The sequence below is a fragment of the Mesorhizobium sp. M0074 genome (genome assembly GCF_040322975.1).
Lineage (GTDB): Bacteria > Pseudomonadota > Alphaproteobacteria > Rhizobiales > Rhizobiaceae > Mesorhizobium.
In genome coordinates this window covers 144,905-168,860 of record NZ_JAMYUM010000014.1, presented here as the reverse complement: position 1 = coordinate 168,860, position 23,956 = coordinate 144,905, and the positions used below count along the sequence as shown (strand labels likewise).

Below are 23,956 nucleotides of genomic sequence, written 5' to 3'. Positions count from 1 at the left end.
CTCCGCTAAACACGGGGGCTGCGCGGCGGACACGCCGACGTCACCGCAATGCCACGCCATTTTGCAGAACTTGACGCACACAACTGTCTTGTGTTTGGAACGCAGCCACCGGCGCAACCGCACTGCAGTGTAACTGTCGAGTGCCCGGTATGCCTTGCTGGTGGTTCCTAACGAGAAGTGGTTCGCCCATCCGCGCAGCATCCGGTTTACCTTCGCTACCAACAATGTGGTCTCTTGCCATATACCCTTTCGGTCGGTCAGCGCGTGGATGTTCTCCACAGCGCGCCTGATGCTCTTCTTCGATGGCCGTTGCGTCAAGCGGGCCGCTGACGATCCTTTCCGGTCGATCTTCCAGAGAATAGGTGGAAGGGGATCTCGCCGTGTGATGGCGCTCGGGGTGCGGGCACTATAGCTCGGGCCAGAGTGACGCAAGCAAAAGCAGCACAATTCGAACGAATGCGAGATTCCAGACGAGCGAACGAACCAGCGGAACCCAGCTGCGTAGGGCGAGAGATAAACCAGCCTGGCTGAGAGCCCGCTCCCGCCCCTATCTTCCCGCCGACGTTCCCGGCATCGGCATGTTCATTGTGCTTCCCAGCCGTAGGGGGAAATGGCAGCCGAATGAATACGCCCCAACAAATGCCAGCGCTACCCGAATTCGAGGCCGATTCGAATCCTTACGTCCTTCATCTACGACTGCTCACAAGATTGTTAACAATCGGAAAAAGTTTTGTTGACAGGCAATTGATTTGAGCCTTCACTTACAAGAGTCCGCGTATCGGTCGAGTTCTGTCGCAACAATGCGCGGCCTCCAAAGGGGAAAGAACAATGATCAACAGACGTTCAATAATCACATCCGCGGCGCGCGGCGCCGTCTTCGCGCTAGCAATCATGGCCGGCGGTACAATCGCGGTGCACGCCGCCAACAAGGAACTCAAGATCGGCTTTGTCGGCGTGACGAGTGGCGCGGCCGCTGCGTGGGGCACATCCAACGTGCGCTCGATGCAGACGCGCGCCGCCTGGATCAACGAAACCGGCGGTGTGAAGATCGGTGACGAGACCTACGACATCAAAATCGTCACCTTCGACGACCAGAAGGACCCGAAGCGGGCGATCGCCGGCATGGAGAAGATGGCCCAGGAGGGCATCCACTATGTGGTCGGTCCGAATGTCGACGACGGCGCGGCGGCGGTGCGTCCCGTGGCTGAATCCAAGGGCATCATCTATTTTCCCTACGCATTCCCGAAGGAACTCTACACCCCGCCGGCGTCTAACGCCGTGCTCGGCATGATCGCCAACTACCAGTCAGCTCCGGCGATCTACAAATATCTCATGGAAAACAGGGGCGTGAAAAAAGTTGCCTTTGTCGCCGCCAACGAATCCGATCCGCTGAGCCAGCGGGATGGCGGTGTTGCCGCGGCAAAGGCGCTCGGGCTTGAGGTTGTGGCTGCCACGGACGTCTACCAAAACGATACCCGCGATTTCACGCCGGTACTGACGCCGATCGTTTTGCAAAAACCGGACCTGCTGGTGCTTTCGGGTGTCGCGCCCGGCAATGCGCCGCTGCTGATCCGCGCCGCGCGCGAGCTCGGCTACGAAGGTCTGATCTCCACCGAAACGGCGCAGGATGCCAAGGTGCTGGAAGAGGGCGCGGGCGAGTTGGCCAACGGCTTCATCTCAGTCGGCGGCGCATCGACGCCGGAAATCGCGTCCGACATGATGAAGGAGTTCGTCGACCGCTATACGAAAATGTTCGGCGAATACAATGACGAGTCCAACACCAAGGTCTACGCGCTTGAATACATCATCGAGACGCTGAAGGCGAACCCGGCCGCCATCGACAATGTCGAGGAGTTCAAGAAGACGATCGACACTTTCTCGGCGCCCAATCCCTACCTGAAGGACGATGCCAAGCTAACCTATGTCGGAATGACGTCGTTCGGCCAGAAGCGCCAGCTTTCGGTCCCGATGGTGGTCACCGAATACCGCGACGGCAAGTTCGAGACACTCTTCGTCGCCCAAGTCGATTGATGCAACTGCACTGAAGCGGATTGCCGCAGAGGCTCGTGCATTCGTCTTGAGCCTCTGAATGGCCGGGGAACCATCCTGATGGAACAAGTCATCGCCAACGGGCTCTATCTTGGCGCGCAATACGCCTTGATCGCGCTCGGTCTGACCCTGATCTTCGCGCTGATGAACGTGCTCAACTTTGCCCATGGGCAGATGTACGTTCTCGGCGGCTTCATCACCTACACCGTCTATGGCCAGCTCGGCATGCCTTTCGTCGTCGCGCTCGTTGCGTCCGGGATCACGCTGCTGGTCATTGGAGCGCTGGTCGAGAAATTCCTTTTCAGAACGGTGATCAAGCGAAGCGTGCGGGAGGAAAGTACGATGCTTCTCGCGGCGGCGGTCGCATTCTTCCTCGACGCCGTGATCCTCCTCCTGTTCGGTGAAAAGCAGCGCGGCGTGCCGAAGATCGTCAACGGCGTCTTCGTCTCCGACAGCCTCATAATGCCTTACGACCGGCTGCTGGTCGGCGCTCTTGCCATACTGTTCATCGCATCCTTCGTGCTTTTCATGCAGTACAGCAAGCCGGGACGCGCCATGCGGGCCCTGGCGCAGGACCGGGTCGCGGCGCAGCTTATGGGCGTCGAGGTCGACCGTTATTCGATGATCGGCTTTGCGCTTGGCGCCATGCTTGCCGGCATAGTCGGCGGGCTGCTGGTCGCAATCACCGGCGTCAATTCGGGCATCGGCGGGCCGATCTCGATCAAGGCGTTCTTGATGGTGATGATCGGCGGGGCCGGCGTCGTCAGCGGAGCAATCGCCGGCGGCTTCATCCTCGGCATGATGGAATCGGTCGGCCTGACAGTGCTACGCCACTATGGCGACGTTACCTATCTCGTCATCTTCGCCGCGCTGATGGTCTTCCTCAGCATCCGTCCGAACGGGCTCATGGGCAAGCCGTGGGGGTGATGGACATGAAGCGTACACGCAACATCCTCGGCGTCGCTGTCTTCCTGCTGGTCGTACTCATCGGCGTGCCCTGGCTGATCGAGGCGACCGGTCGGCTCGACCTCTACTATACGCTGACCTCGGTCGCGTTGCTCAGTATCGCCAGCGCCGGCGTATGGGTGACCTTCTACATCGGCCGCATCAATATCGGCCAGGGTGCCTTCGCGCTTATGGGCGGCTATGTTTCGGCTATCCTTGTCGTCCAGTATGGTGTGTCGTTCTGGCTGACACTGCCGCTGGCCGGGCTGTTCTGCGCCGCTGCAAGCGTGCTGATCGGACTGCCCATCCTCAGGCTCCGCGGCGTTTATTTCGCCATGGTCACACTGGTTTTGACCGAAGTAGCGCGGCTGCTGGCGCTGGCGCTGCCGATCACCAACGGTGCCAAGGGCATGGTGAGCATTCCGCTCCCCGGCGGCATTTCGATCGTCGGCCTGACCATCCTTCCCGATTTCGCGACGCTCGCCAATCCACGCCCGGCGTTCTATCTCGTCTCGGTGGTGCTGATGGTGCTGTGCTTTGCCGGGCTTTACCGCCTTGTCCATTCGCGCATCGGCAAGCTCTGCCAGTCGCTGCAGCAGAACGAGGAACTGGCCTCCTCGATCGGCGTCAACATCGCCTATCTGCGCGTCATCGCCTACGCCATCTCCTCGTTCCTCGGCGGTCTCGGCGGGGCGATGTTCGTCGCCATCTCGCAGTCGATCTATCCGTCCAGCTTCACCGTCACGGACTCGGTGAATTTCATGCTGAACTGCTTCCTCGGCGGGCTCAGCTATGTCTTCGGGCCGATGATCGGCACCTTCGTGCTCTATTTCGGCTGGGATTTCCTGTTCGAGACCGGCGAGTTCCAGTTGCTGATCTTCTCGTCGGTGCTGATCGCGCTGATGTTGTTCCTTCCCAACGGCCTGCTCAGCCTCCGGCTGTTCGGCAAGAAGCAGGGCTAGGACCATGACCGAGCTTCTCCAGATCAAGGCAGTGACCAAACGCTTCGGCGGGCTGGTCGCGGTCAACAATGTTTCCTTCGCCGTCCGCGAACGCGAAATCCTCTCCGTGATCGGTCCCAACGGCGCCGGCAAATCAACGCTGTTCAAGCTGATTTCCTCTTTCCTCAGTCCGACCTCGGGCGAGGTGCTGTTTGGCGGACAGCGGATTTCAGGCCTGGCGCCGCATATCGTCGCCCGGAAGGGCGTCGTCCGCACATTCCAGGAGACGACGATCTTCAAGGGCATGACCGTGCGCGACAACGTCATCATCGCACATCACCTGCGTTCCAATGCCACCCTTGCCGGCTTCTATCTCGGCACGACTACAGCGCGGCGCGACGAGGCCGAATTCGGGCGATCCGCCGACGAGATCATCGACTTCCTCGATCTCGGCGCGCAACGGCATGAGATCGCGAGCACGCTGCCGCACGGGCATCTGCGCGCGCTGGGGATTGCCATCGGCCTCGCCACCAACCCGACCGTGCTCCTGCTCGACGAACCCTTTGCCGGCATGAACCACGACGAAACCGTGCGTGCGGTGAAAATGGTGCGCGGCGTCCGCAAACGCGGCGTGACCGTGCTACTCGTCGAGCACGACATGCCCGCCGTGATGAACATTTCCGACCGTATCGTCGTCCTGAACTTCGGCGTCAAAATCGCCGAGGGAACGCCGAAAGAAATCCAGGAGAACGAAAAGGTCATCGAAGCCTATCTCGGCGCCGAAGACGAGACGATCGGATTTTAGCCATGAGCGAACTGCTGAGCGTCTCCAATGTCGAACTCTACTACGACCACGTCTATGCGCTGAAGGGCGTGTCGCTCAACGTCAACGAGGGCGAGACGGTAGCGCTGATCGGCGCAAACGGCGCGGGCAAATCGTCAATCCTGCGCGCCATCACCGGCCTGAAAAAAGTCCGCAGCGGCGAGATCCATTTCCAGGGCCGCCGCATCGACAAAACGCGGCCGGACGAGCTGGTCAGGATGGGCATCGCCATGGTGCCGGAGGGCCGGCGCGTCTTTTCCTACATGACCGTGCGCGACAATCTGATGATGGGCGCATTCACCCGCACCGACAAGGCCGACATCGCCAGGACGCTGGACATGGTGCTCGGGCGTTTTCCGCGCCTGAAGGAACGCTATTCGCAGACGGCGGGCACGATGAGCGGCGGCGAACAGCAGATGCTGGTGATCGGGCGGGCGCTGATGGCCAAGCCGAAGCTGCTCTTGCTCGACGAACCCTCGCTCGGCGTCGCGCCGAAGCTCGTGCAGGACATCGCCCGCTCGATCGTCGCGATCAACCGCGACGAAAAGGTCAGCGTGCTGCTGGTCGAGCAGAATTCGCGCATGGCGCTGCGCATCTCGCAGCGCGCCTACGCACTGACGACCGGAACGATCGCGCTGGCCGGATATTCGGCTGAGCTGCTTGGCGACGACCGGGTCAAGAAACTCTATCTCGGCGGCGAAATATGAAGGCGCAAATGGACATACTCGTCGTCAATCCCAACACCACCGCGTCCATGACCGAGAAGATCGGCAAGGCGGCACGCGGCGCGGCTTCGGCCGGCACCAGGATCATCGCGGCCAATCCGAAGGATGGGCCGCCGAGCATAGAAGGCTATTTCGACGAGGTCTTCGCCATCCCGGGAATGATCGGCGAGATCCAAAAACATCCGGCGGCGAGCGCCTGCGTCATCGCCTGCTTCGACGACACCGGCCTAGACGCGGCGCGCTGCGTCGGGGAGATGCCGGTGGTCGGCATCGGCGAAGCGGCGTTTCACATGGCGAGCCTGATTGCCGGCAGGTTCAGCGTCGTGACGACGCTGTCGCGTTCGGTGCCGGCGATTGAGCACAATCTGGTGCGCTACGGCCTCGCCAGCCGCTGCGCCAGGGTGCGAGCAAGCGACGTTCCCGTTCTGGAGCTCGAAGTGCTTGGCTCCAACGCCCGCCATCGAATTTCTGAGGAGATCGAGTGCGCCGTCCGCGACGACGGGGCCGAAGCGATTGTGCTGGGATGCGCCGGCATGGCCGATCTCGCCGCTGCGCTCAGCCGCGAACATAGCCTTCCCGTGCTCGACGGCGTCGCCTGCGCAGTAAAACTCTGCGAGAGCCTCGTCGGCCTTGGCCTGTCGACTTCGAAGCGCGGCGGCTATCAGGTTCCACTCGAAAAATCCTTCACCGGAATCTTTGCGTCCTTTTCGCCCTCCGGCCGTGTATCCTGATGCGTGCAAATTTGTTGACATTCCCGCACAGGATGTTCGATGTCCGGCCTGAAACGCGGTGTTCGCGCCGCTATGCGATCCGGCCGCCAGGACAATGAGACGATGGACCTGCTTGGACCAAAGACACGGGATGACGGCAAACCGGCGATGCGCTGGTTTCCGGTCTATGCCGGCCTGCGCGACGCCATCGTCAGCCACCGCCTCGCACCGGGTACAAAACTGCCCGAGGACGAACTCGCCTCGATCTATTCGGTGAGCCGCGCGGTGATACGCGCGGCGCTGCAGGCGCTGTCGCATGACCGCTTGGCCCGGCTCGAGCCGAACCGCGGTGCGTTCGTCGCCCAGCCGACCAAGCAGGAAGCGCGCGAGGTGTTCGAAGCGCGGGCGCTGATCGAGCCCAAGGTCGCGGCGCTTGCCGCCGACGTGGCAAAGCCGGCCGAGATCGCGCAACTGCGGCTTCATCTCGAAAAAGAGCACGAGGCCCTGCATGCCGGCCGCGACAGCGACGCCATTATGCTGTCGGCAAAATTCCATGTCGGCATCGCCGAAATCGCCGGCCATTCGATCCTAACCGGCTTCGTCAAAGACCTGCTGTCGCGGTCGTCGCTGATCATCGCGCTCTACTGGCGCCGCCGCGACACCACCTGCGAAAGCCAGGCCCATCACGCCCTTGTCGATGCCATCGAAAAACATGACGCAAAAGACGCGTCCGACCTGATGCGAAGCCATCTCATCGACCTGCTATCGGGCCTTGATCTGACGCTTGGCGAGAAGAAGCCCGACAGCCTGTCGGACATCTTGCGCTGATCTGCGCTGTCAAATCTTTCGCGGGAGTTCGCCTATGTCCGCGCCATGCTGGGCGTGATTGAAGGCATAGCTTCGGTCCATGACTACTACTGCTTGTTCGTTCCTGCCGTCATAATGGTAGCGCTCGTAGAGTCCCGCGGCGCTGCCCTCCGGCTGCCACTGCTCCTGCTGGGCCATAGAGTCAAATCAGTCCCTCCCGCACAACGAGCCGGTCGGGCAACGCGCCCGATCAGAGCTTGAAGCAATCATAAAGCGCGTGTTGGTCGCTCAAGCCGACCCGGTGAAACGCGATGCGCTCGAGCGGGACATCTGCGCAATGGCAGCAGTTCGTGGTGGACGGCTCCATGTCGCTTCAGGTGGGCATGATAACGGCGACAGCGCGGAAATAGACATGTGAGGTGAAAGAAGCGCTTTGGCAACGTGCGAGTCGAGGTCAGCTGGGCAAGCATCCAGCGGGACGACATTGCGAATGACAATATGTGCCGATCCGGACTTTGTGTCTCTTTCTTAGGCGTCAGGAAATGGCGCAACCTCCTGGTTCAGGAACCGGAACATCTGGTACAGTCGAGGTGTGGCGCGGTGGCGGTAGGTTGAACATATTTGTTTGCCGCCCGTTTCGTCCGGCGGTGCCTTACTGGTCCTCCTGAATCGATCAAAGGCCACGGAACGCTACGGTCGTGCGATCCTTCTTTGGCCCTCACACCCTGACCTGATCACCCCCCCCAGCCGCCTCCCCCGCCTCCGCTCCCGCCGCTCCCGCCCGAAGGAGGAATGATGACAGGCGCAGGAACAGGCTCCTCTTCAACCGGTATAATCACTTTCTTGGCGGCCCTGGGTTTGGGAGCGGGCTTGACGACCTTTGGCGGAGGAACCCTGCGAACGACCTTCGGCGGGGGCGTGCCGACCAGCGCCGTCGGTTCAAATTTGGGTGTCAGAGAATTGCAGCCCATGAGGCCCGCCAGGACGCCGGATAGCGTTGTTCCGATGATTGCTCGCTTCAATGCCCTTTCCACCATTGCCTCCTCCTTGATCAAAACAAGTCCCGACGCGGATTGGCTTCTTCCCAGACTCGTCTGGCCGCGCGAACCAGTTGAGTGTCGAGTGAACCGGACCCGGGGATCTTCGATTTCAGTTCCTGGCGCAGCTGCTTCAGCGCCGCCGTTTTCGGCTTCGGTCCGAATTTTGCCAGCGTCCTTTGGGCATCCGGCAGTTCCTTGCGCAGGTCGAGCGCAACCGCAAACGCAAGGAAACGCACTGCAATGGCCTGATCGGCCTTGTCGCCCTTTTGCAATTCGAGGGCCGCGCGATCGTAAGCTGCGAACTGATCGCCCCGCGCGATCCCAATTTCGAACAATCTTTGCGCTTCCGCTAGGTTCCGTTCCACGTCGACACCGTCCCGATACATGCGTGCGAGGCTGCCCGGAGCGTAGGGCTGGCCGAGATCGATTGCCTTCTGAAAAAGCGCCAGCGCCTCTTTCGGGTCCTTCTGAACGCCCTGCCCAGACAAGTAATTGCGGCCGAGCAGGTTCATCGAATACATGTCCTGCCGCTGGACGCCGGCCTCCAGGAAGGCAACGGCGCGGGCCGGATCGGCGGTCACGCCGTTGCGGCCCTCGGTGAAAATTGCGGCAAGATCGTTCATTGCATAGGTGTGCCCCATCGCCGCTGCCTTGAGCAGCAGGTCCAAACCCTTGCTGGTATCAGGTTTGACGCCATACCCATTGAACAAGGCGCGACCCCACGACGTCATGCCATAGGGATCCCCCTTGTCGGACGCCGCCGCGTAAAGCGCGTTGGCCTGTGCGCGGTCGACGGCCATTCCGGTTCCGGTCGCATACATGTAGCCGAGCTCGAACACGGCACGGACGTGTCCCTTCTTGGCGGCTTCCTCGATGGCTGTCCTGCCCTCCTGGACCTTGCCTGCCGCAAGGAGCGCGCGTCCCAGTTCATAGCGAAAGCGCGCGACATCGGGATAAGCCTTGACCGCGGCTTCGCAAACCTCCACCGCGCTGGCGCCAATTTCATTTGGGAGCAGGCCGGGGACGACGCCTTGCAGGTCGAGAGGCTCGCCGGCTGCCGTATCGCACGGATCCACTGTTGGCGATAATTTCATTGTGGCGGGCTTGGATGATCTGCTGTCCGCCCGGATTTCGAAGCCAACCTCGACCGTGGCTTCGGCGCCGATCTGGGGTTCGTAGCGCAGCCGGTCGACTTCACCGGACCTCAGGCTCGAGTCGGGCGCCAAGGTTCGATCGGGCAGCGAGAGCGTTCCCGTTGCCGGATAACCCGAAACTTTCAGGCTGACCGCGGGATCATCGGTCGGGAAGTCCAGGTTCAGCGCAACCGGACCGACGCCCACGGGAACATCGATGTCGCGGTTTTCGATCGCCTCGGCCGCACCGGCGATATGGATGCCACGCTCCAGCACCTGTTCCTTCTGCTCGGCTTCGAGCGAGGCCATGATCTGTTCGCCTTGCGCACCTTCGCCGCTCTTGACCCGAAATACCACGATGCCCTGGGTTTGGCCGCCCCAGTTGTCGTGCGTGGCATAGGCCAGCATATCCACCTCTTCCTGTGCAGCGACACCCTTGGGAACATCCATCTGCAGACGCGGCAAATCCTTGCCTTGGATCGGCACGCCCACCTCGACAGGCTTGCCGTCCAGCATCAAACGCCCCAGGGCGGGCGGTCTTTCGATGCTCAGGGTAATCGTACCGCCATCGACATCGACCGGTTCAGGCAGCCCCAAGTCGACGGGTCCGACTCCTGACAGCACGACCTTCTCCAGTACGGGCGGCAGCGAGGGGCGATTGCTGCGGCGCATTAGCACGACCTCGTCGATCAGCGACGAGTTCTCCCAGGGAACCTGGAGGCCGTTTGTGGCTTCCACCACATCGCGGCGCACCGCCGCCATTACGGTGCGGATCTCCTGATTCGGGGCCAGCGCGCGACGGGAAAACGCTGCCGAAAACGGGCTGAGTTCGCCGGCGCCGTCATAAGCCGCCGCCCCGGGTTCGGTGGCAAAGGCAATCAGGGTATTGAGCGAGCTTCTCACCTGTGCGAGCCCGGTATTGCCGGCGGTAATGAGCTGGTCTCTCAGCCAGTAATTCTTGCGTGGGAACGGATTGTTGCGGCAGGCATCGAGGATGATCACCTGGATCTTCGATTTCGAACGCAACTGTTCCAGCACATCGTTGAGTTTGACGGTCTGGACTTCGATGTCTGCCGCCTGCTTCAAGGAGGCATCGACCGGGATCAGGAAGTTTTCGCCGCCGATCTGGAAGCCGTGACCGGAATAGTAGACCACGGCTAGGTCGGCGCCGTCGACCGCGGCCAGATAGTTGCGAAACTGCTCCTCGAACTGCAGCTTGGTCAGATCGCTTGCGACGAAGACCTCAAAACCGGCCAGTCGAAACGTTTTGGATACGTCCTCGGCATCCCTGGCCGGGTTCTTGAGAGCGGGGAATTGTCGGTAGTCCGAATTGCCGATGACAAAAGCGACCCTTCGGTCGGCGCAAGCGTCAAAGGTGATGAAGCTCGCGAGGAGGAAGGCTGCGACGATTCCGCAAAGTCGGAGCATGGCAATTCCCTTGAACGCTATTGCCTCGCCCACAAGAACACGGCATGTGCTAGCAAGGTCCGTCAGAGAGCATGCAATCTGCCGAGACAGAAAGAGAGAAAAGCCGTCGCGACAGCGGGCATATTCCTCACTTGATCGAATGCTAAATTACATCAGGGACCGAGTGTCTGCAACGTCTGTCACACCTCCAGGCGTGCTCTTCCGATCCCTGGCGCTCTGCTCGGTCGGCCACGCGCGACTTGCGAGCCTGCCAGTTCAAGCACAGCGACGGATCGAATCCGGGTCACGAACAGTTCACGGCGACACAGAGCTGGACCCGCGCCCGCGCCAAACCATATCTCGCTAGTACAGTCGACCGGATTGAGCACTACGGCGGCCGTCGTAAGCAAACTCGTTCCCGTTGCCCAGCGAAGCGGCATTTTGACGATTGTCCCGGCAGCTAGAATTGAAAAGCCCGGCGGTTCTGCGCGGTTCGTGCACCATCGAGCCGAGGCAAGATTGTTGGGTCCGAGTGTATGGCGGAGGGGGAGGAACTCGTATCCAACCTTCTCCGGTCCGGAAGACCTCACCAGACAATCGCGTTCATATACGCGGAACGGCTCGCCGGAACAGCGATCGGTACGAGCCAGGTTGCTTAGCTGCGGCAGGCGGGCCCAAATCACGCCATGCTGTGGTCGCGTGACAAGAAGGGTACGCGTGGAACAATGGCTTCTCTAGAAAACGCCGCCAATCCCAATTCCGCCATTGATATCGGGAGGAGCAGCTGCGGGAGGCGAGGATTGCGGCTGCGAGTTTCTGGGATTTTTTCGGCTGGGAGCACCCTTTTTCCGCACGGGCGCGACATCTGAGGCGACACTTGCTCGCCTGGGCCTCTGCGGTACGGTCACAGGGTCTTTGCAGACGCGGCCGGAGTGCAAAAAGAGCTCCCCCAGAAGTTCAACGGTCGGCTCGGAGGCCGACGGTATTCGCTTGGTGTTCGTGTAATACCTGCTGAGAGCATGGAGCGAGCCCTTGCCCCAATCTCCGTCGACGGTCATGCGATAACAACCTAGGCGGCGCAACTCTGTCTGGACACTGCGTACGAGCTCGGCTTTTTTTTCAGGCTTCGTCGCATCAGCCTGCGTGCCAACGATCAATGTTTCAAGACCGGAGATCACACTTTTCCGGGCCCCTTCGAGGCTGGCAGTCTCCGTACCGACCGCATCGGCTGAAGCGCCGGATGGCGCCGAAGCGTCCACCGATCGTAAAGTCTGTCCCACGATAATCACCGCAGTCTGCAAGTCGTTGGAAGCAAGTTCTACCTGCAGTCTTTGCTTCGCGACAGGATCCGACAGGATACGCGACAAGCTGGCGCTCAACTGAGCCGGGTCGAGCACTTGCTGCTCGGTGAAGTAAAACTGCTCGCGAAGGTTGGACTGATCCCACGGGACCTGACGACCGACAGTGAGTGCTTCAGTCTCGTTGCGCACGCGGATCATCATGTCCGAAATGCTGAGCCCTGGGATCTCGACATTCTTCAACAGGGCTGTAGTGAACGGGCTGTTGTCTCCCGAGCCGTCCGCCGTGATGTTGCCTGGCTGGGTTGCAAAGGCAACAAACGTGTTTTCGCCCACTTCGACCTGCGCAAGCCCATCCATTACGCTTGGGCCTTTGCCCATCGGGTTGTTTCGGCACGCGTCGAGGAAAATGAAGGTCTGCCGTTCCCGACTTGAGAATCGTGCGATCAGGTCGTTGAGCTTGATTGCTTTCGCAGTCAGTTCCCCGATGGTTTCAGGATCGGGCGTGTCGACCGGCAGCAGGTAATTCTCGCCCTGAAGCTGCACGCCATGCCCGGCGTAGAAAATCAGCACCGCGCTGGCGCCCACAAGCTTGCCATCGGCCTGGCGAAAGAGCTTGCCGAAACCGGCAAGGGAGAGATCCACTCCCAGCAGCACATCAAAATTCAGCCGTCCCAGGCTTTCGGAAAGCCTTGTGGCGTCGTTCACCGCATTGGGCAAGTGTGGGAGACGAACACTTTGGTAATCGGAGTTGCCGATGACAATGGCGAGCCGCTTGCTTGACTGTGGCGTTGGTTCATCTTCGACCGCCGCTTGAGCGCGTACCGATCCAACCAGTGCCACCAGCAGAACCATTGTGATGCGCAGGAAGGGACTGTGGGTCATGTAACAGGCTCGTTTCAGCATGCGACAATCTCGGAGTCGTCGAAGTATCGAACCGGCTCACGCTACTCTTGCGCGTGAAACTTATGTCTCGGAGTGCAGCGGTTTTTTACACCAGAAATCACCTCAAAGAAAGCGCAAGGGTGGTGCTAGCCCGCTTTCTGGACGCAGTGCTCATCCGACAAAGTAGCGCTGGCGCGTGCAATCGACAGATCCGGTCGGCAAGCTCCGCCGCAGGTTCTAGCAAGCAGAAATCGAGCAATGTGCGAAACCCATATCCCGAGCGGCGAGAACCTGCTACACTCTTGCCAGCGCCGGTGCAATATGTTGCACCCACGCTGCCACAGCCAGATATTGCATTGAGGATCTTCTGCGTATCGCATCCCTTATTACATTAGCTTTGTAGTTAAGAGGGGAAAGGACAATGAAGGAAAGCTTCGCTCGGCGCTTATGCGCAGCGGGCATGTTCTCGTTTGCCGCTGCATTGATCTTGCTGCCTTCTCAGGCAAGCGCCTGCATTATCGACAGTGAGGGCATCTTTCTGGACACGAACTGCTATCTTGGAGGTGCGACCAACAGCGTAATTGTCGACACGTCTTTGGGGGCGCTTGGTGATGTAGTTGACAGCGTAGTCGAAGCGGACGTCGGCCTCGCGAACGGGGTTCCGCTCGCTCAGTCGACGCCGTTCGGTGTTTTCGCTTCCGGTCAGTTGGCTCGCACGGAACATGACGGCTTCTCGATTTCGAATAGCTTGGGCGTCCTTGATGGGCCGAGCTTCCGCGTAGATGAATTCTCCGCTGCCATCAGCGTCGACTTCAATGCCGCAAAGCGTTTTGGATTCGGCAGCGAGCATGGGCTGAACCTCGGCCTGTTCGCCGGGTATGCCTCGGCCAAAGTCGATTCCGATGCATTCGGGTTCATCGGGGAGGGTGAAGCAACCAACAGAAGTGGGATGTTCGGCGGCTACGGGCTCATTCGACGCGGCACAAGTTATGCGCTCGTGGCAGCATCTGCGTTCCTTGGGAACACCGACATCGAAAGGGCGGGACGCACTTTCGGCAGCTACGACACACAGGGCTATGCACTGACAGGCTCAATTGGTCGCATCTTCAACCTGACCGATCGGGTGCGACTCGACATCCGCGGCGGATTGTTGGGCGTCATCTTTACCGGCGATGGATACACAGACAGCTTTGACACTGTCTATGGAAAGAGCCGGTTGTCGTTTGGCGCAGTCAAATTCGAACCTGGAGTCTACGCTGATTTTCTGCTCGGCAATGGCATGGTGATCAGCCCCTATGCGCGATTGGATATCCAGGAGCGCTTCGGCTATTCCAACACGGCAAGCGCCGACGGTAGAGAGAGTGACTTTGACGACGCGGACTTTTCGGCTGCACTGTCGTCCGGCTTCAACCTGAAAATGTCTCAATCGATAATGCTCAGCAGCGAAATTCGCGGTAAGTGGTCTCAAGACAGTTCAACCGTCAGCGGCAAGCTGGGTGTGAAGATCGCCTTTTGAATTCGGGATTCGGATCCCGGTAATTGGGCTGACCAGCAAAAGAGCTGATCATCGCCACTGCGTATCAGCTATTCTGCGGCAGGATGCTTTTTATGCGGCTGGGTCAATAGCGCGGGCGATGACCCGGGAGCGGGTCCAGCAGGGTGGCTAAGCGCGGATGGTGGCCTTGCCGCTGGCGATGAAATGCAGATTGGCGAATCCTCGTCATCGCGTTGGTCGCTCCGCTCGGTCGGCCGCGCGAAACCCACGAGCCAACCAGCCCAGCCACAACGACGGATCAAACCGGGGTCGCGCCGAGGCAGTGCTGCTTTTCCAAGGCGCCATAGGGTCGCCAGTATCCCGGCCTTTGTGTGCCGAGCGGTCGCTCCGAACCCCTTAGCGGCACCCCATTTCTCAGCCCGCACCCGCGCACTGGCCCCGTTAACGGAATTCGGTCGAGGGGTATGGAGGCCGAGCTCCTACATCTTCGAAAGGAAGCGAGCGCCTTTGCTTTCTTTCAGGCTGCCGACGCCAGAGGCAATCCTCTAGTCGAGATTATCTTGGCGACAAATGCGCCTGGTGCCGGCTTGGAGGGGGGCCGATGTGAAACGGTTCATGGGCGGTACAAGGGCTCGATCCGCGGCCGGCCCAGCCACACATCTTGATCTGCCAGTACAGTCGGTCCGTGGATGACCGGGTTCAGCGCTGGGGGCATGCGTCGTAGGGAACTCAAACGAGCTCTCTCGATTCAGCAGTTCATCGAGGCCTCGTTAGCCGCACTTTCCGCGCACCCCTGTGCGCCGCCAGCAATCTCGCGTAGACATGCCTGCCCGCATCCGGCGCTGTGACGTGAGAACCTCATGCGAATCCTGTTGCCTGTCTTCTTCCTCTGCCTGACCAGCCTGTCGCCCGCCAAGGCCGCGGCGGGCGATTGCGGCGATGCCGCCGCGCTGGTGCAGCAGGCCTATCCCAAGGCCCGAAAGAGCGCCGACGGCACCTCGTTCACGCTTGAACCTCATACTAGCATCACCTCAACGCTCCCGGAGAGCGAAGCGCCATTTGGCCTGGTCTGCAAGATTTGGCCCGCCCATGTCGACCTGCTGTTGGTCGCAGTGCCGCTGATTGACAGGGCTAACGGCGACCACCTGCATGTCGGCGATATCGAGCTTCTGGTCGTCGACAGGAATACGCTGCGTGTGCGCCAGCGCCTGCTCCAACCCGGTCTGATGACCGATGACGCGATTGTCATCGAGAAGGTGGAATTCGACACCGGCCGCTATCCACTGGCCCCTGAGGTAACCGCCTTCGGCCTGAGCATCGAACTGGCACACCATTCGCTGACCGCTCCCTTCACTGAAACCGACGTGCGGCTCTACGCTCTCACCGGCGATACGCTACGCGTGGTGGTCGACGGCCTCGTGGTGGCCGGCTCTGGCGGCGATAGCGATGGTAGTTGCGCCGGATACTTTCATTCCAGCCAGGTCAGCCTGGCGATAAGCCCGGCGAGCCATCATGGCTATCACGATATCACCGCGGTTGAGCGGTCGAATACCGATAATCCCTCCCCCGACCAGAATGGCGAATGCCAGTCCCATCCTGACAAGCCTGTGAAGCGGACCTACCGGATGCGCTATGACGGCAGCCGCTATGCGGTTCCCGCGGCACTCAAGGTGATGGGGTTGTGACGCGGCCGCACACGTCCCTGCCTTGGTTCGTCAATGTGATCAATTCCAGTTGAAAGGGTATCGACCATTAATTCTCTCGTGGTAGGAGGCGCTCAAGGGGGCTCTTCCCAAAGGAGCTGATGATTTGTGGTGGTCAAGATTCAAAAGGGGTTTTGCAGGAACGTGGGACGACAGACTTGACGGGCTATTCTCCGCAAGGGTCGACTACGCCGGAAAATCCATTCTCGATGTTGGCTGCAATATGGGTGTTGTCGCCTATGAGATATCCAAGCTGAAACCCAGCTCGATCCACGGGATCGACATCGCCAAGCCGCACATCGAGACTGCAAAAATGTTATTGAGCGGCTCCCCGGTACATGCCCGGTTCGATCGCCTGAATCTCGGCAGCCGACGCCTCGGCAATATCCTTCTACCGAAATACGATATCGTCCTGCTGCTGGCCGTCTATCAGCACATGCAGCGCAACATCGGCCCAGGCAAGGCGCGAAGGGTGCTTTCCAACATTGTGAGGCGCACCTCAAACGTCGTTGCCCGCGTTCCGCCTGGAACGGATGGCGAATTCATCGAAACGCTTTCTGACGAGGGGTTCCAGGTCAAGAGCACTCACACATCGCCTCTTGGTAGTCATGTGCTCGTGCTTGAGAAACCTGCCTTCGGAAATCCGCAGCCATGATGACACATTGCTTGTGGTAGTCTGCCTCTTCAACATCCATGTACCAGCAGCGGGCGCAGACCCGCTGCCTGGCTGCAACTCGGCTCGGGCAGCGCCGATTCGCCGGCAGAAAGCATTTTGCGGATGGACTTCGCGCCAATGCCGTTGACATTGAGGGCCGCGGCTGCGGTGTTCTCTGCCACTAACAGACTGGATGCGCCCGTTGGCGCAGACGAATTTGGCCGTCACGGCGAGAGCACTGGCCGTCCCGCCTGCGGTCAGCGCGCCGCCGGTGTCGAAATTCAGCCATGTGCGCTATCAGCTCGCAGGCGCCCGTCCAGCGCTCTGGCTCAGGGCGCCGGGCGAGTGAACAGGGTTCGGAATAGCTCCTCAGCACGCCGCAGTCCTTCATCTGTCAGAACCACTGACTTCGCCTTGTTTGCCGGATGCGCGATCAGCCCCTTCTCGTGCAAGCGATCCAGAGCATTCCAATCCAACCCCTTCCAGGCGCGCCTGTCTTCATGCAGCGTCAGCCAAAGCAGGCCCATAACGGCATCGTTCGATCTTGTCGGTGTCGATCTCCATGCAAGCAGTTTAACACGCGAAGCGCCGCTGCCACGATCCACACCGTAGGGTTATTCCTCGCGCAACGGTTCGCCTGAAAATAAATGCTTCACCTAGGCGTCGCATGCGCGACGGCGTCATTTGGGGGGACGAGCCGGGACGGGATCCGAGTTCATCATGGTGCCTAAGCGGCCGTGGCAGCTCTTGCCGCTGGCAATGAAATGCGGATTGGCGAAATCCTCGTCGTCGCTCTGGTTGCGCTGCAGGCGAGCGGCTGACCGTCCAGCGTACGCGTCATGCCGCCGGCAGCGCCCAGTGCCACGTCACCCGCCGCAGGGTCCCATTCCATAGTGCGGCCGAAGCGCGGATACGTTTTGCGGGACGCTTTCTTTTCCGACCCGCTCTCCGACCGCAGAAGTCTCAACCTTGCCAGAGGTGAATTTTTGACCCCTGAGCGGTTATCGCGGAGCGCATTCCAACCGACGTTGCGGCATGCCTTTCACTGATCACTGTCCGTCTAGCGCCAGAATGCGAAATCCGCTGTGAGGGTCGGGGCTTCGCAACAACCGCTCAAGGTCGGTCCGACCTTGCAGGGCTGACGTGTTTTCATCGAGCCACGACTGACTCTGGTACCGTGCCGGGAATGAGCTATAGTTCAGATACTAGACTAAGACGGCCGGGCGCCTGCACAATGGCTGGACTGGGTGAACAGATTGCGCGTCAGCAGCGCACCATGGGACCGCTCCTGGTGGCGGCAGTGGTCATCGGCCTTATCGGTCTGCCCGTCGCAGCCTGGCTCGACCTCCGAGACTTATCGGAACGGATGCTGCGCAGGCAAGCCAGCGAAATCAGCCGCATCATCGACGAAATGCGCGGATTCTACGGCAGCGACGTCGTGGGACGCGTGCTGCAAGCTAACGGCGCCGTGACTGCGACGCACAACTACCGGGACGTGCCAGGCGCGATCCCTATTCCAGCAACCCTCTCGATCGAACTCGGCAAGCGCATCAGCGCTCATGACGGCTCGGTCAAATATCGGTTCGTCTCGGATCTGCCTTTCAAAGGTCGCGCGCCCCACCAGCTCGATGCGTTCGAGCGGAATGCAATCTTGGCTTTGCGCGCCAACCCGAAGGAGCCGATCATCGAAGTCTCGGGCTCACTGTTTGACCGGCAGGTCCGCGCCGCGGCCCCTGTCATAATGGGACAAGTGTGCGTGACCTGCCATAACTCACACCCGGACAGCCCCAAGACGGACTGGAAGGTAGGGGATGTCCGAGGGATCCAGGAGATATCAGTCAATCAGCCTATCGCTGCGAACGTGCTGACCTTCAAGTATCTGCTGCTATATTTCGGTTTCGCGGCGGCGGCGGGCCTGACGTTCATTCTCCTGCAGCGTCGGCAGTCCGCGTTGATTCAGGGCATCAACAAGGAGCTTTCGGAGGCAAACGACTTCCTGGCCGCGATTTCATTGAAGATCGCGAAATACCTTTCGCCTCAAATCTACAAAAGCATCTTCAGCGGCCAGAAGGACGTCACCATCGCGACCGAGCGCAAGAAGCTCACGATCTTTTTCTCCGACGTCAAGGATTTCACCGCGATCGTGGAACGGCTCCAGCCCGAGGACCTGACGCTTCTCCTCAACGAGTACTTCACCGAGATGTCGACGATCGCGCTCAAACACGGCGGCACCGTCGACAAGTTCATCGGCGACGCGCTTCTTGTCTTCTTCGGAGACCCCGAGACGCAAGGCGTCGAGGAAGACGCGAGAGCCTGCTTGCGCATGGCTGTCGACATGCAGCGTCGGCTGGAGCAGTTGAACAGGGTGTGGCATGACCGCGGAGTTGAACGGCCCTTCCGAGCTCGCATGGGCATCAACACGGGCTATTGCAATGTTGGGAACTTCGGTTCCGATGATCGGATGGACTACACGATCATTGGAGCCGAGGCGAACTTGGCGGCCCGGCTGCAGTCGATTGCCGAGCCCGGCGGCATCTGCCTCAGCTATGAGACTTACGCGCTCGTGCGCGACCTTGTCCGGGCGCGTCCATTAGCCCCTATTGCCATGAAGGGGATCAGCCGGGAGGTTGTCCCTTACGAAGTCGAGGGCCTCCTGGGTGAACTCGCCCAGCGCCCTCAGGTCATCAGCGAACATGCGACTGGTCTCGACTTGTTCCTCGATGTTGAGGCAATCGACGAGAACGGGGTGGAGCGGGCGAAGAAACGACTTTCGGAGGCGCTCCTGGCCTTAACCATCCGAAGCAAGCCCGCCGCATTTTAGGTTCTTGAACGTGATCCAAACTGGACCGTCGCCAGCCAAGTAAAGTCCGGTTCAACACCGTTCAGCCGCGCCGGGTCCCGGCCAGGAGTTCGCGCGCATCCTCATTGGTCATCAGCGCCGTCAGGGCCGAGATGTCGATGAACATCAGTCATCTCGTACAGGCTGTCGCGAAACGCCTTGTCGGCGGGCCTGCCGTGATCAGGCTTGCCCCGGGGATCGCAGATCACGGCAGAACCTGACGCCGATCTCTACCAAGGACGGTCTAGCCTGTTCGCGCTCAAGCTCATGCTTGAGCGCGGCATGGACGGCCTCTGTCAGACCAGTCCTCTTAAGTGCGGCGACCCGGCGGGCCAGTGCGTCGGTCTCGGGATTTTTGATGTGGAACGCCATCACTCGCTCGTATAGCCGTTCAAGTGTATCGGTATACAGCAATTTGGATACACCGTGTGAAGGCCCCGCAGCGTCGACCGGACACGAAGCGAATCGGCCACGCCGACCCAACTGTCGGCTGGATGGGGATCGTACCGCTGTGTTTACAGATCTAGAGCAGTATCTGAGGTCGCTTGCATAAGTCACTTGCAACACCCGCACTTTCGTACGGGTCCGGAACTGCGCAATCACCGTCTAGCCAAATCCAGCAGCCTTGCCGCTGGCGATAAAATGCGGGTTGGCGAAATCCTCGTCGTCACTCTGGTTGCGCTTGCCGTAGGCGAGCGGCTCACCATCCAGCGTGCGCGTCATGCCGCCGGCGGCGCGTAGCACCGCGTCACCCGCGGCCGTATCCCACTCCATGGTGCGGCCGAAGCGCGGATAGACGTCCGCCTCGGCGCCGGCGACAAGGCAGAATTTCAGTGACGAGCCGACCGAGACGATCTCGGCGGCGCCAAGCGCGCGGATATAGGCGTCGGTTTCCGGCGTGTTGTGGGAGCGGCTGGCAACGACGGTCAGCGGCACCATACCGGCCCTCGCTGAAATCGGCTGGCGATCGACGATCTCGTAGTCGTCATTGATCGCGATCGTTTCCGCTTTGCCCGGCCGGCCGGAAAAGAAGCGGCCGGTGCAAGGCGCGAAGACGACGCCGATCTCAGGCACGCCATGGCGAACCAGCGCGATGTTGACAGTGAAATCGGTCCTGCGGTTGACGAACTCCTTGGTGCCGTCGAGCGGATCGATCAGGAAAAAGGCGTCGCCGAGATCCGGCGCCATGATGCCGGCAGAGGCTTCCTCCTCTGCCACGCATGGAATCTCTGGAAAAGCGGCGCGTAGCCCGGCAAGGATGATTTTTTCGCTCTCGCGATCCGCCTCCGTCACTGGCGAACTGTCCGACTTGCTGTCGACCGCACAGCCGACACGAAAGACACGCATCACCTCGCGCCCTGCCGCCAAGGCAAGGTGCTCGAAGACGGCGAGCATCGCTTCGTCGTCAGATACCGCCGCCGCTGTCATATTGGTCTTCGGCAATGTCGCGCTCTATCAGCCAGTGTTCCAGGGCCTCTACCATCTCCTCGGCGGATTTGCCGAGTGTCTTGAGATGAATTTCGGGTTTTTCCGGCACCTCATACGGTGAATCGACGCCGGTGAAATTCTTGATCTCGCCGTTCAACGCCCGCGCATAGAGGCCCTTCGGATCGCGCCTGGCGCATTCCTCGAAGGGGGTATCGACAAACACCTCGACGAATTCGCCGTCGGCCATCAATTCGCGCGCCATGCGCCGCTCGGCGCTGAACGGCGAGATGAACGACACGATGACGATCAGCCCGGCGTCGGCCATCAGGCGTGCCACTTCGGCGACGCGGCGAATGTTTTCGACACGATCGGCGTCGGTGAAACCGAGATCGCGGTTGAGGCCGTGACGGACGTTGTCGCCATCCAGAATGTACGTATGGCGCCCAGTGGCGAACAGCTTCTTTTCGAACAGATTGGCGATGGTCGACTTGCCCGAGCCCGAAAGCCCGGTGAACCAGAACACGGCCGGCCGCTGGTTCTTCATATCGGCGCGGGCGCGCTTGCCGACATCGAGCGACTGCCAGTGGATGTTTTCGGCGCGGCGCAGCGAATGCAGGATCATGCCGGCGCCGACCGTGGCGTTGGTGATGCGGTCGATCAGGATGAAGGCGCCGGTGGTGCGGTTTTCGGCAAACGGATCGAAGGCGATCGGCGACCGCGTCGAGATATTGCATATGCCGACTTCGTTCATTTCAAGCGACTTGGCCGCCTCATGGGCAAAGTCGTTGACGTTGACGCGGTATTTCAGGTCGGTGACGGTGGCGCTGGTCTGGTCGGTCTCGGTGCGCAGGATGTAGGAGCGGCCAGGCAGCAGCGCATGTTCGTCGAACCAGACGATGTTGGCGGCGAACTGGTCGGCGACCTGCGGCCGCGCCGCCGGCGATACCAGCATATTGCCGCGCGAGACTTCCACCTCGTCGTCGAGGACAAGGGTGATGGCCTGGCCGGCAATAGCCTGCTGAAGATCGCCGCCATGCGAGACGATACGCCTGACACGGGAGGACTTGCCCGATTTGGCGACGACCACCTCGTCGCCCGGTGCAACCGACCCGGAGGCGATGGTGCCGGCGAAACCGCGAAAATCGAGATTGGGACGGTTCACATATTGGACAGGAAACCGGAACGGCAATTCGACCGCGGCCTCGTCGACCGAGACGGTTTCGAGATGTTCGATCAGCGTCGGGCCGGAATACCAGTCCGTCCTATCGGAACGGCCGGTAACATTGTCGCCATAACGGGCCGACATCGGAATGGGGACGATCGTCTGGAAGCCGAGGTCACGTGAGAACTGTGCGTAATCCGCGACGATCCGTTCAAAAACCGCCTCGTCGAAACCGACAAGATCGATCTTGTTGACGGCGAGCACGATGTGGCGGATGCCAAGCAGCGAGGCAATGATCGAATGCCGCCTGGTCTGACGCAGCACGCCCTGGCGGGCATCGATCAGTACGATGGCGAGATCCGCCGTCGATGCACCCGTCGCCATGTTACGCGTGTATTGTTCGTGGCCGGGCGTGTCGGCGACGATGAACTTGCGCTTTGGCGTGGCGAAGAAGCGATAGGCGACGTCGATGGTAATGCCTTGCTCGCGCTCGGCCTCGAGGCCGTCGACCAGCAGCGCGAAGTCGACGTCATCGCCGGTGGTGCCGTGCTTGCGCGAATCGCGCTCGAGCGTGGCCAGCTGGTCCTCGAAAATCTGCTTGGTGTCGGAAAGCAGGCGCCCGATCAGCGTCGACTTGCCGTCGTCGACCGAGCCGCAGGTCAGGAAGCGCAGCAGCGACTTTCGTTCCTGCGCCGCCAGATAGTCGCGGACACCGTCGGTTGGGGCGAGGCTCTTGGCCATGATGTGGCGCATACTCAGAAATACCCCTCGCGCTTCTTCTTTTCCATCGAACCGGCTTCATCGCGGTCGATCAAGCGACCTTGCCGCTCGGAAGTGCGCGCCGTGAGCATTTCGCCGACTATCGCCTCCAGAGTGTCGGCTTCCGAGTCGATCGCGCCCGTCAGAGGATAGCAGCCGAGCGTGCGGAACCGCACCATCCGGTTCTCCACTGTTTCGCCCGGCCGCAGCTGCATGCGCTCATCATCCCTCAGGATGAGCATGCCATCGCGCTCGACGACGGGCCGCTCCTTGGCCAGATACAGCGGCACGATCGGGATGTCTTCCTGAAGAATGTACTGCCAGATGTCGAGCTCGGTCCAGTTCGACAGCGGAAACACCCTGATCGATTCGCCGGCAGCGATGCGGGTGTTGAAAATCTTCCACATCTCCGGCCGCTGGTTCTTCGGATCCCAGACATGCTGGGCGTTGCGGAACGAGAAGATGCGCTCCTTGGCGCGCGACTTCTCCTCGTCGCGACGGGCGCCGCCGAAGGCTGCGTCAAACCCGTATTTGTCGAGCGCCTGCCGCAGGGCAACCGTCTTCATCACATGCGTGTGGGTGTTGGAGCCGTGGTCGAACGGATTGATGTTGTCGCGCACACCGTCTTCATTGACATGGACCAGGAGGTCGAAACCGAGCTTTTGCTGCATCTGGTCGCGAAAGGCGATCATCTCGCGGAATTTCCAGGTCGTGTCGACATGGAGAAAGGGAAAGGGCGGCTTGGCGGGATAGAATGCCTTCATGGCCAGGTGCATGAGCACGGACGAATCCTTGCCGACCGAATAGAGCATCACCGGCTTGGCGAAAGCCGCGGCCACCTCGCGAAAAATATGGATGGATTCGGCCTCAAGCCGCTGAAGGTGCGTAAGTGCGATGTTCATGGACTGCGAGCGTTCTTTCGTACCGATCCACGGAAGGGCCTGCATCGGAGGCGACCTTCAGCCGCCCGATTCAAACTGCACTTCCGGACAATCTATTCTCGTGCGGGCGTTCTAGCAGATCGTTCCGGTCCAGAACAATGCAAGACAGGCTTGCGGCCGAATGGTTCGGGAATGAATTTTCCATACAGCCGGCAAAATCGGCAAATTTCTGCTCAGCGACCAATTGCGCTTGAGAGGAGCAGGAAAATAT

19 protein-coding genes and 2 pseudogenes are annotated in these 23,956 nt (G+C 60.4%); 12 read left to right on the top strand and 9 right to left on the bottom strand.

Annotated elements, in window-relative coordinates; all coding sequences use genetic code 11:
- Nucleotides 1–279 (bottom strand): group II intron maturase-specific domain-containing protein (locus NKJ73_RS20065; RefSeq protein ID WP_352570814.1); only part of this gene is annotated, 279 nt, incomplete at its 3' end.
- Nucleotides 280–828: 549 nt separating this feature from the next.
- Between NKJ73_RS20065 and NKJ73_RS20060 the strand changes: the two genes are divergently transcribed.
- The 7 genes from NKJ73_RS20060 (at nucleotide 829) to NKJ73_RS20030 (ending at nucleotide 7,021) form a co-directional block, all read left to right on the top strand.
- Nucleotides 829–2,031, top strand: coding sequence for an ABC transporter substrate-binding protein (locus tag NKJ73_RS20060; RefSeq protein WP_352458637.1), 1,203 nt, complete (start codon nucleotides 829–831; stop codon nucleotides 2,029–2,031).
- A gap of 78 nt (nucleotides 2,032–2,109) precedes the next feature.
- Nucleotides 2,110–2,976, top strand: a complete 867-nt coding sequence (locus NKJ73_RS20055; protein WP_352458638.1) for a branched-chain amino acid ABC transporter permease — start codon at nucleotides 2,110–2,112, stop codon at nucleotides 2,974–2,976.
- Nucleotides 2,977–2,981: 5 nt separating this feature from the next.
- The gene (locus NKJ73_RS20050) at nucleotides 2,982–3,956 is read left to right on the top strand and encodes a branched-chain amino acid ABC transporter permease (protein WP_352570812.1); all 975 of its coding nucleotides are present in this window, start codon (nucleotides 2,982–2,984) and stop codon (nucleotides 3,954–3,956) included.
- Nucleotides 3,957–3,960: 4 nt separating this feature from the next.
- On the top strand, nucleotides 3,961–4,740 hold the full coding sequence (locus NKJ73_RS20045) for an ABC transporter ATP-binding protein (protein WP_023678634.1): 780 nt from the start codon (nucleotides 3,961–3,963) through the stop codon (nucleotides 4,738–4,740).
- 2 nt (nucleotides 4,741–4,742) lie between these two features.
- Entirely contained in the window at nucleotides 4,743–5,465 is a 723-nt protein-coding gene (locus NKJ73_RS20040) for an ABC transporter ATP-binding protein (protein ID WP_352458640.1), read from the top strand.
- 8 nt (nucleotides 5,466–5,473) lie between these two features.
- Entirely contained in the window at nucleotides 5,474–6,214 is a 741-nt protein-coding gene (locus NKJ73_RS20035) for an aspartate/glutamate racemase family protein (RefSeq protein WP_352570810.1), read from the top strand.
- 102 nt (nucleotides 6,215–6,316) lie between these two features.
- Entirely contained in the window at nucleotides 6,317–7,021 is a 705-nt protein-coding gene (locus tag NKJ73_RS20030; RefSeq protein ID WP_352570844.1) for a GntR family transcriptional regulator, read from the top strand.
- A gap of 1,030 nt (nucleotides 7,022–8,051) precedes the next feature.
- Here the strand turns inward: NKJ73_RS20030 and NKJ73_RS20025 are convergent.
- Both NKJ73_RS20025 and NKJ73_RS20020 read right to left on the bottom strand, forming a co-directional pair.
- A complete protein-coding gene (locus NKJ73_RS20025; RefSeq protein ID WP_352570808.1) occupies nucleotides 8,052–10,601 on the bottom strand; it encodes a caspase family protein in 2,550 nt (849 codons plus the stop codon).
- Nucleotides 10,602–11,314: 713 nt separating this feature from the next.
- The gene (locus NKJ73_RS20020) at nucleotides 11,315–12,763 is read right to left on the bottom strand and encodes a caspase family protein (RefSeq protein ID WP_352570806.1); all 1,449 of its coding nucleotides are present in this window, start codon (nucleotides 12,761–12,763) and stop codon (nucleotides 11,315–11,317) included.
- Between the two features lie 421 nt (nucleotides 12,764–13,184).
- Between NKJ73_RS20020 and NKJ73_RS20015 the strand changes: the two genes are divergently transcribed.
- From NKJ73_RS20015 to NKJ73_RS20000, 4 genes are all read left to right on the top strand, one after another.
- A complete protein-coding gene (locus NKJ73_RS20015; RefSeq protein WP_352570804.1) occupies nucleotides 13,185–14,279 on the top strand; it encodes an autotransporter domain-containing protein in 1,095 nt (364 codons plus the stop codon).
- A gap of 839 nt (nucleotides 14,280–15,118) precedes the next feature.
- Complete coding sequence (locus NKJ73_RS20010; RefSeq protein ID WP_352570802.1) at nucleotides 15,119–15,943, top strand: PA3715 family protein; 825 nt, start codon at nucleotides 15,119–15,121, stop codon at nucleotides 15,941–15,943.
- 124 nt (nucleotides 15,944–16,067) lie between these two features.
- Nucleotides 16,068–16,616, top strand: coding sequence for a class I SAM-dependent methyltransferase (locus NKJ73_RS20005; protein WP_352570799.1), 549 nt, complete (start codon nucleotides 16,068–16,070; stop codon nucleotides 16,614–16,616).
- Nucleotides 16,617–16,818: 202 nt separating this feature from the next.
- Complete coding sequence (locus NKJ73_RS20000) at nucleotides 16,819–16,965, top strand: hypothetical protein (RefSeq protein WP_352570797.1); 147 nt, start codon at nucleotides 16,819–16,821, stop codon at nucleotides 16,963–16,965.
- Here NKJ73_RS20000 and NKJ73_RS19995 read toward each other — a convergent pair.
- Nucleotides 16,946–17,180, bottom strand: a pseudogene (locus tag NKJ73_RS19995) (DUF6429 family protein). The gene NKJ73_RS20000 and the pseudogene NKJ73_RS19995 overlap by 20 nt on opposite strands.
- A 116-nt stretch (nucleotides 17,181–17,296) precedes the next feature.
- Nucleotides 17,297–17,529, bottom strand: a pseudogene (locus tag NKJ73_RS19990) (hypothetical protein); the annotation flags it as partial.
- 321 nt (nucleotides 17,530–17,850) lie between these two features.
- On the opposite strand from NKJ73_RS19990, the gene NKJ73_RS19985 reads away from it, so the two are divergent.
- A complete protein-coding gene (locus tag NKJ73_RS19985) occupies nucleotides 17,851–19,437 on the top strand; it encodes an adenylate/guanylate cyclase domain-containing protein (RefSeq protein ID WP_352570795.1) in 1,587 nt (528 codons plus the stop codon).
- Nucleotides 19,438–19,635: 198 nt separating this feature from the next.
- On the opposite strand, the gene NKJ73_RS19980 is transcribed toward NKJ73_RS19985, so the two are convergent.
- From NKJ73_RS19980 to cysD, 4 genes are all read right to left on the bottom strand, one after another.
- Nucleotides 19,636–19,827 carry a type II toxin-antitoxin system VapB family antitoxin gene (locus NKJ73_RS19980; protein ID WP_352570793.1) on the bottom strand — a complete coding sequence of 64 codons (192 nt, stop codon included), beginning with the start codon at nucleotides 19,825–19,827 and terminating at the stop codon, nucleotides 19,636–19,638.
- A gap of 234 nt (nucleotides 19,828–20,061) precedes the next feature.
- Nucleotides 20,062–20,850, bottom strand: a complete 789-nt coding sequence (gene cysQ, locus NKJ73_RS19975; protein WP_352570842.1) for a 3'(2'),5'-bisphosphate nucleotidase CysQ — start codon at nucleotides 20,848–20,850, stop codon at nucleotides 20,062–20,064.
- A gap of 10 nt (nucleotides 20,851–20,860) precedes the next feature.
- The gene (gene cysN / locus NKJ73_RS19970; RefSeq protein ID WP_352570791.1) at nucleotides 20,861–22,798 is read right to left on the bottom strand and encodes a sulfate adenylyltransferase subunit CysN; all 1,938 of its coding nucleotides are present in this window, start codon (nucleotides 22,796–22,798) and stop codon (nucleotides 20,861–20,863) included.
- 2 nt (nucleotides 22,799–22,800) lie between these two features.
- Complete coding sequence (cysD, locus tag NKJ73_RS19965; protein WP_352464033.1) at nucleotides 22,801–23,706, bottom strand: sulfate adenylyltransferase subunit CysD; 906 nt, start codon at nucleotides 23,704–23,706, stop codon at nucleotides 22,801–22,803.
- Between the last annotated feature and the right edge of the window lie 250 nt (nucleotides 23,707–23,956).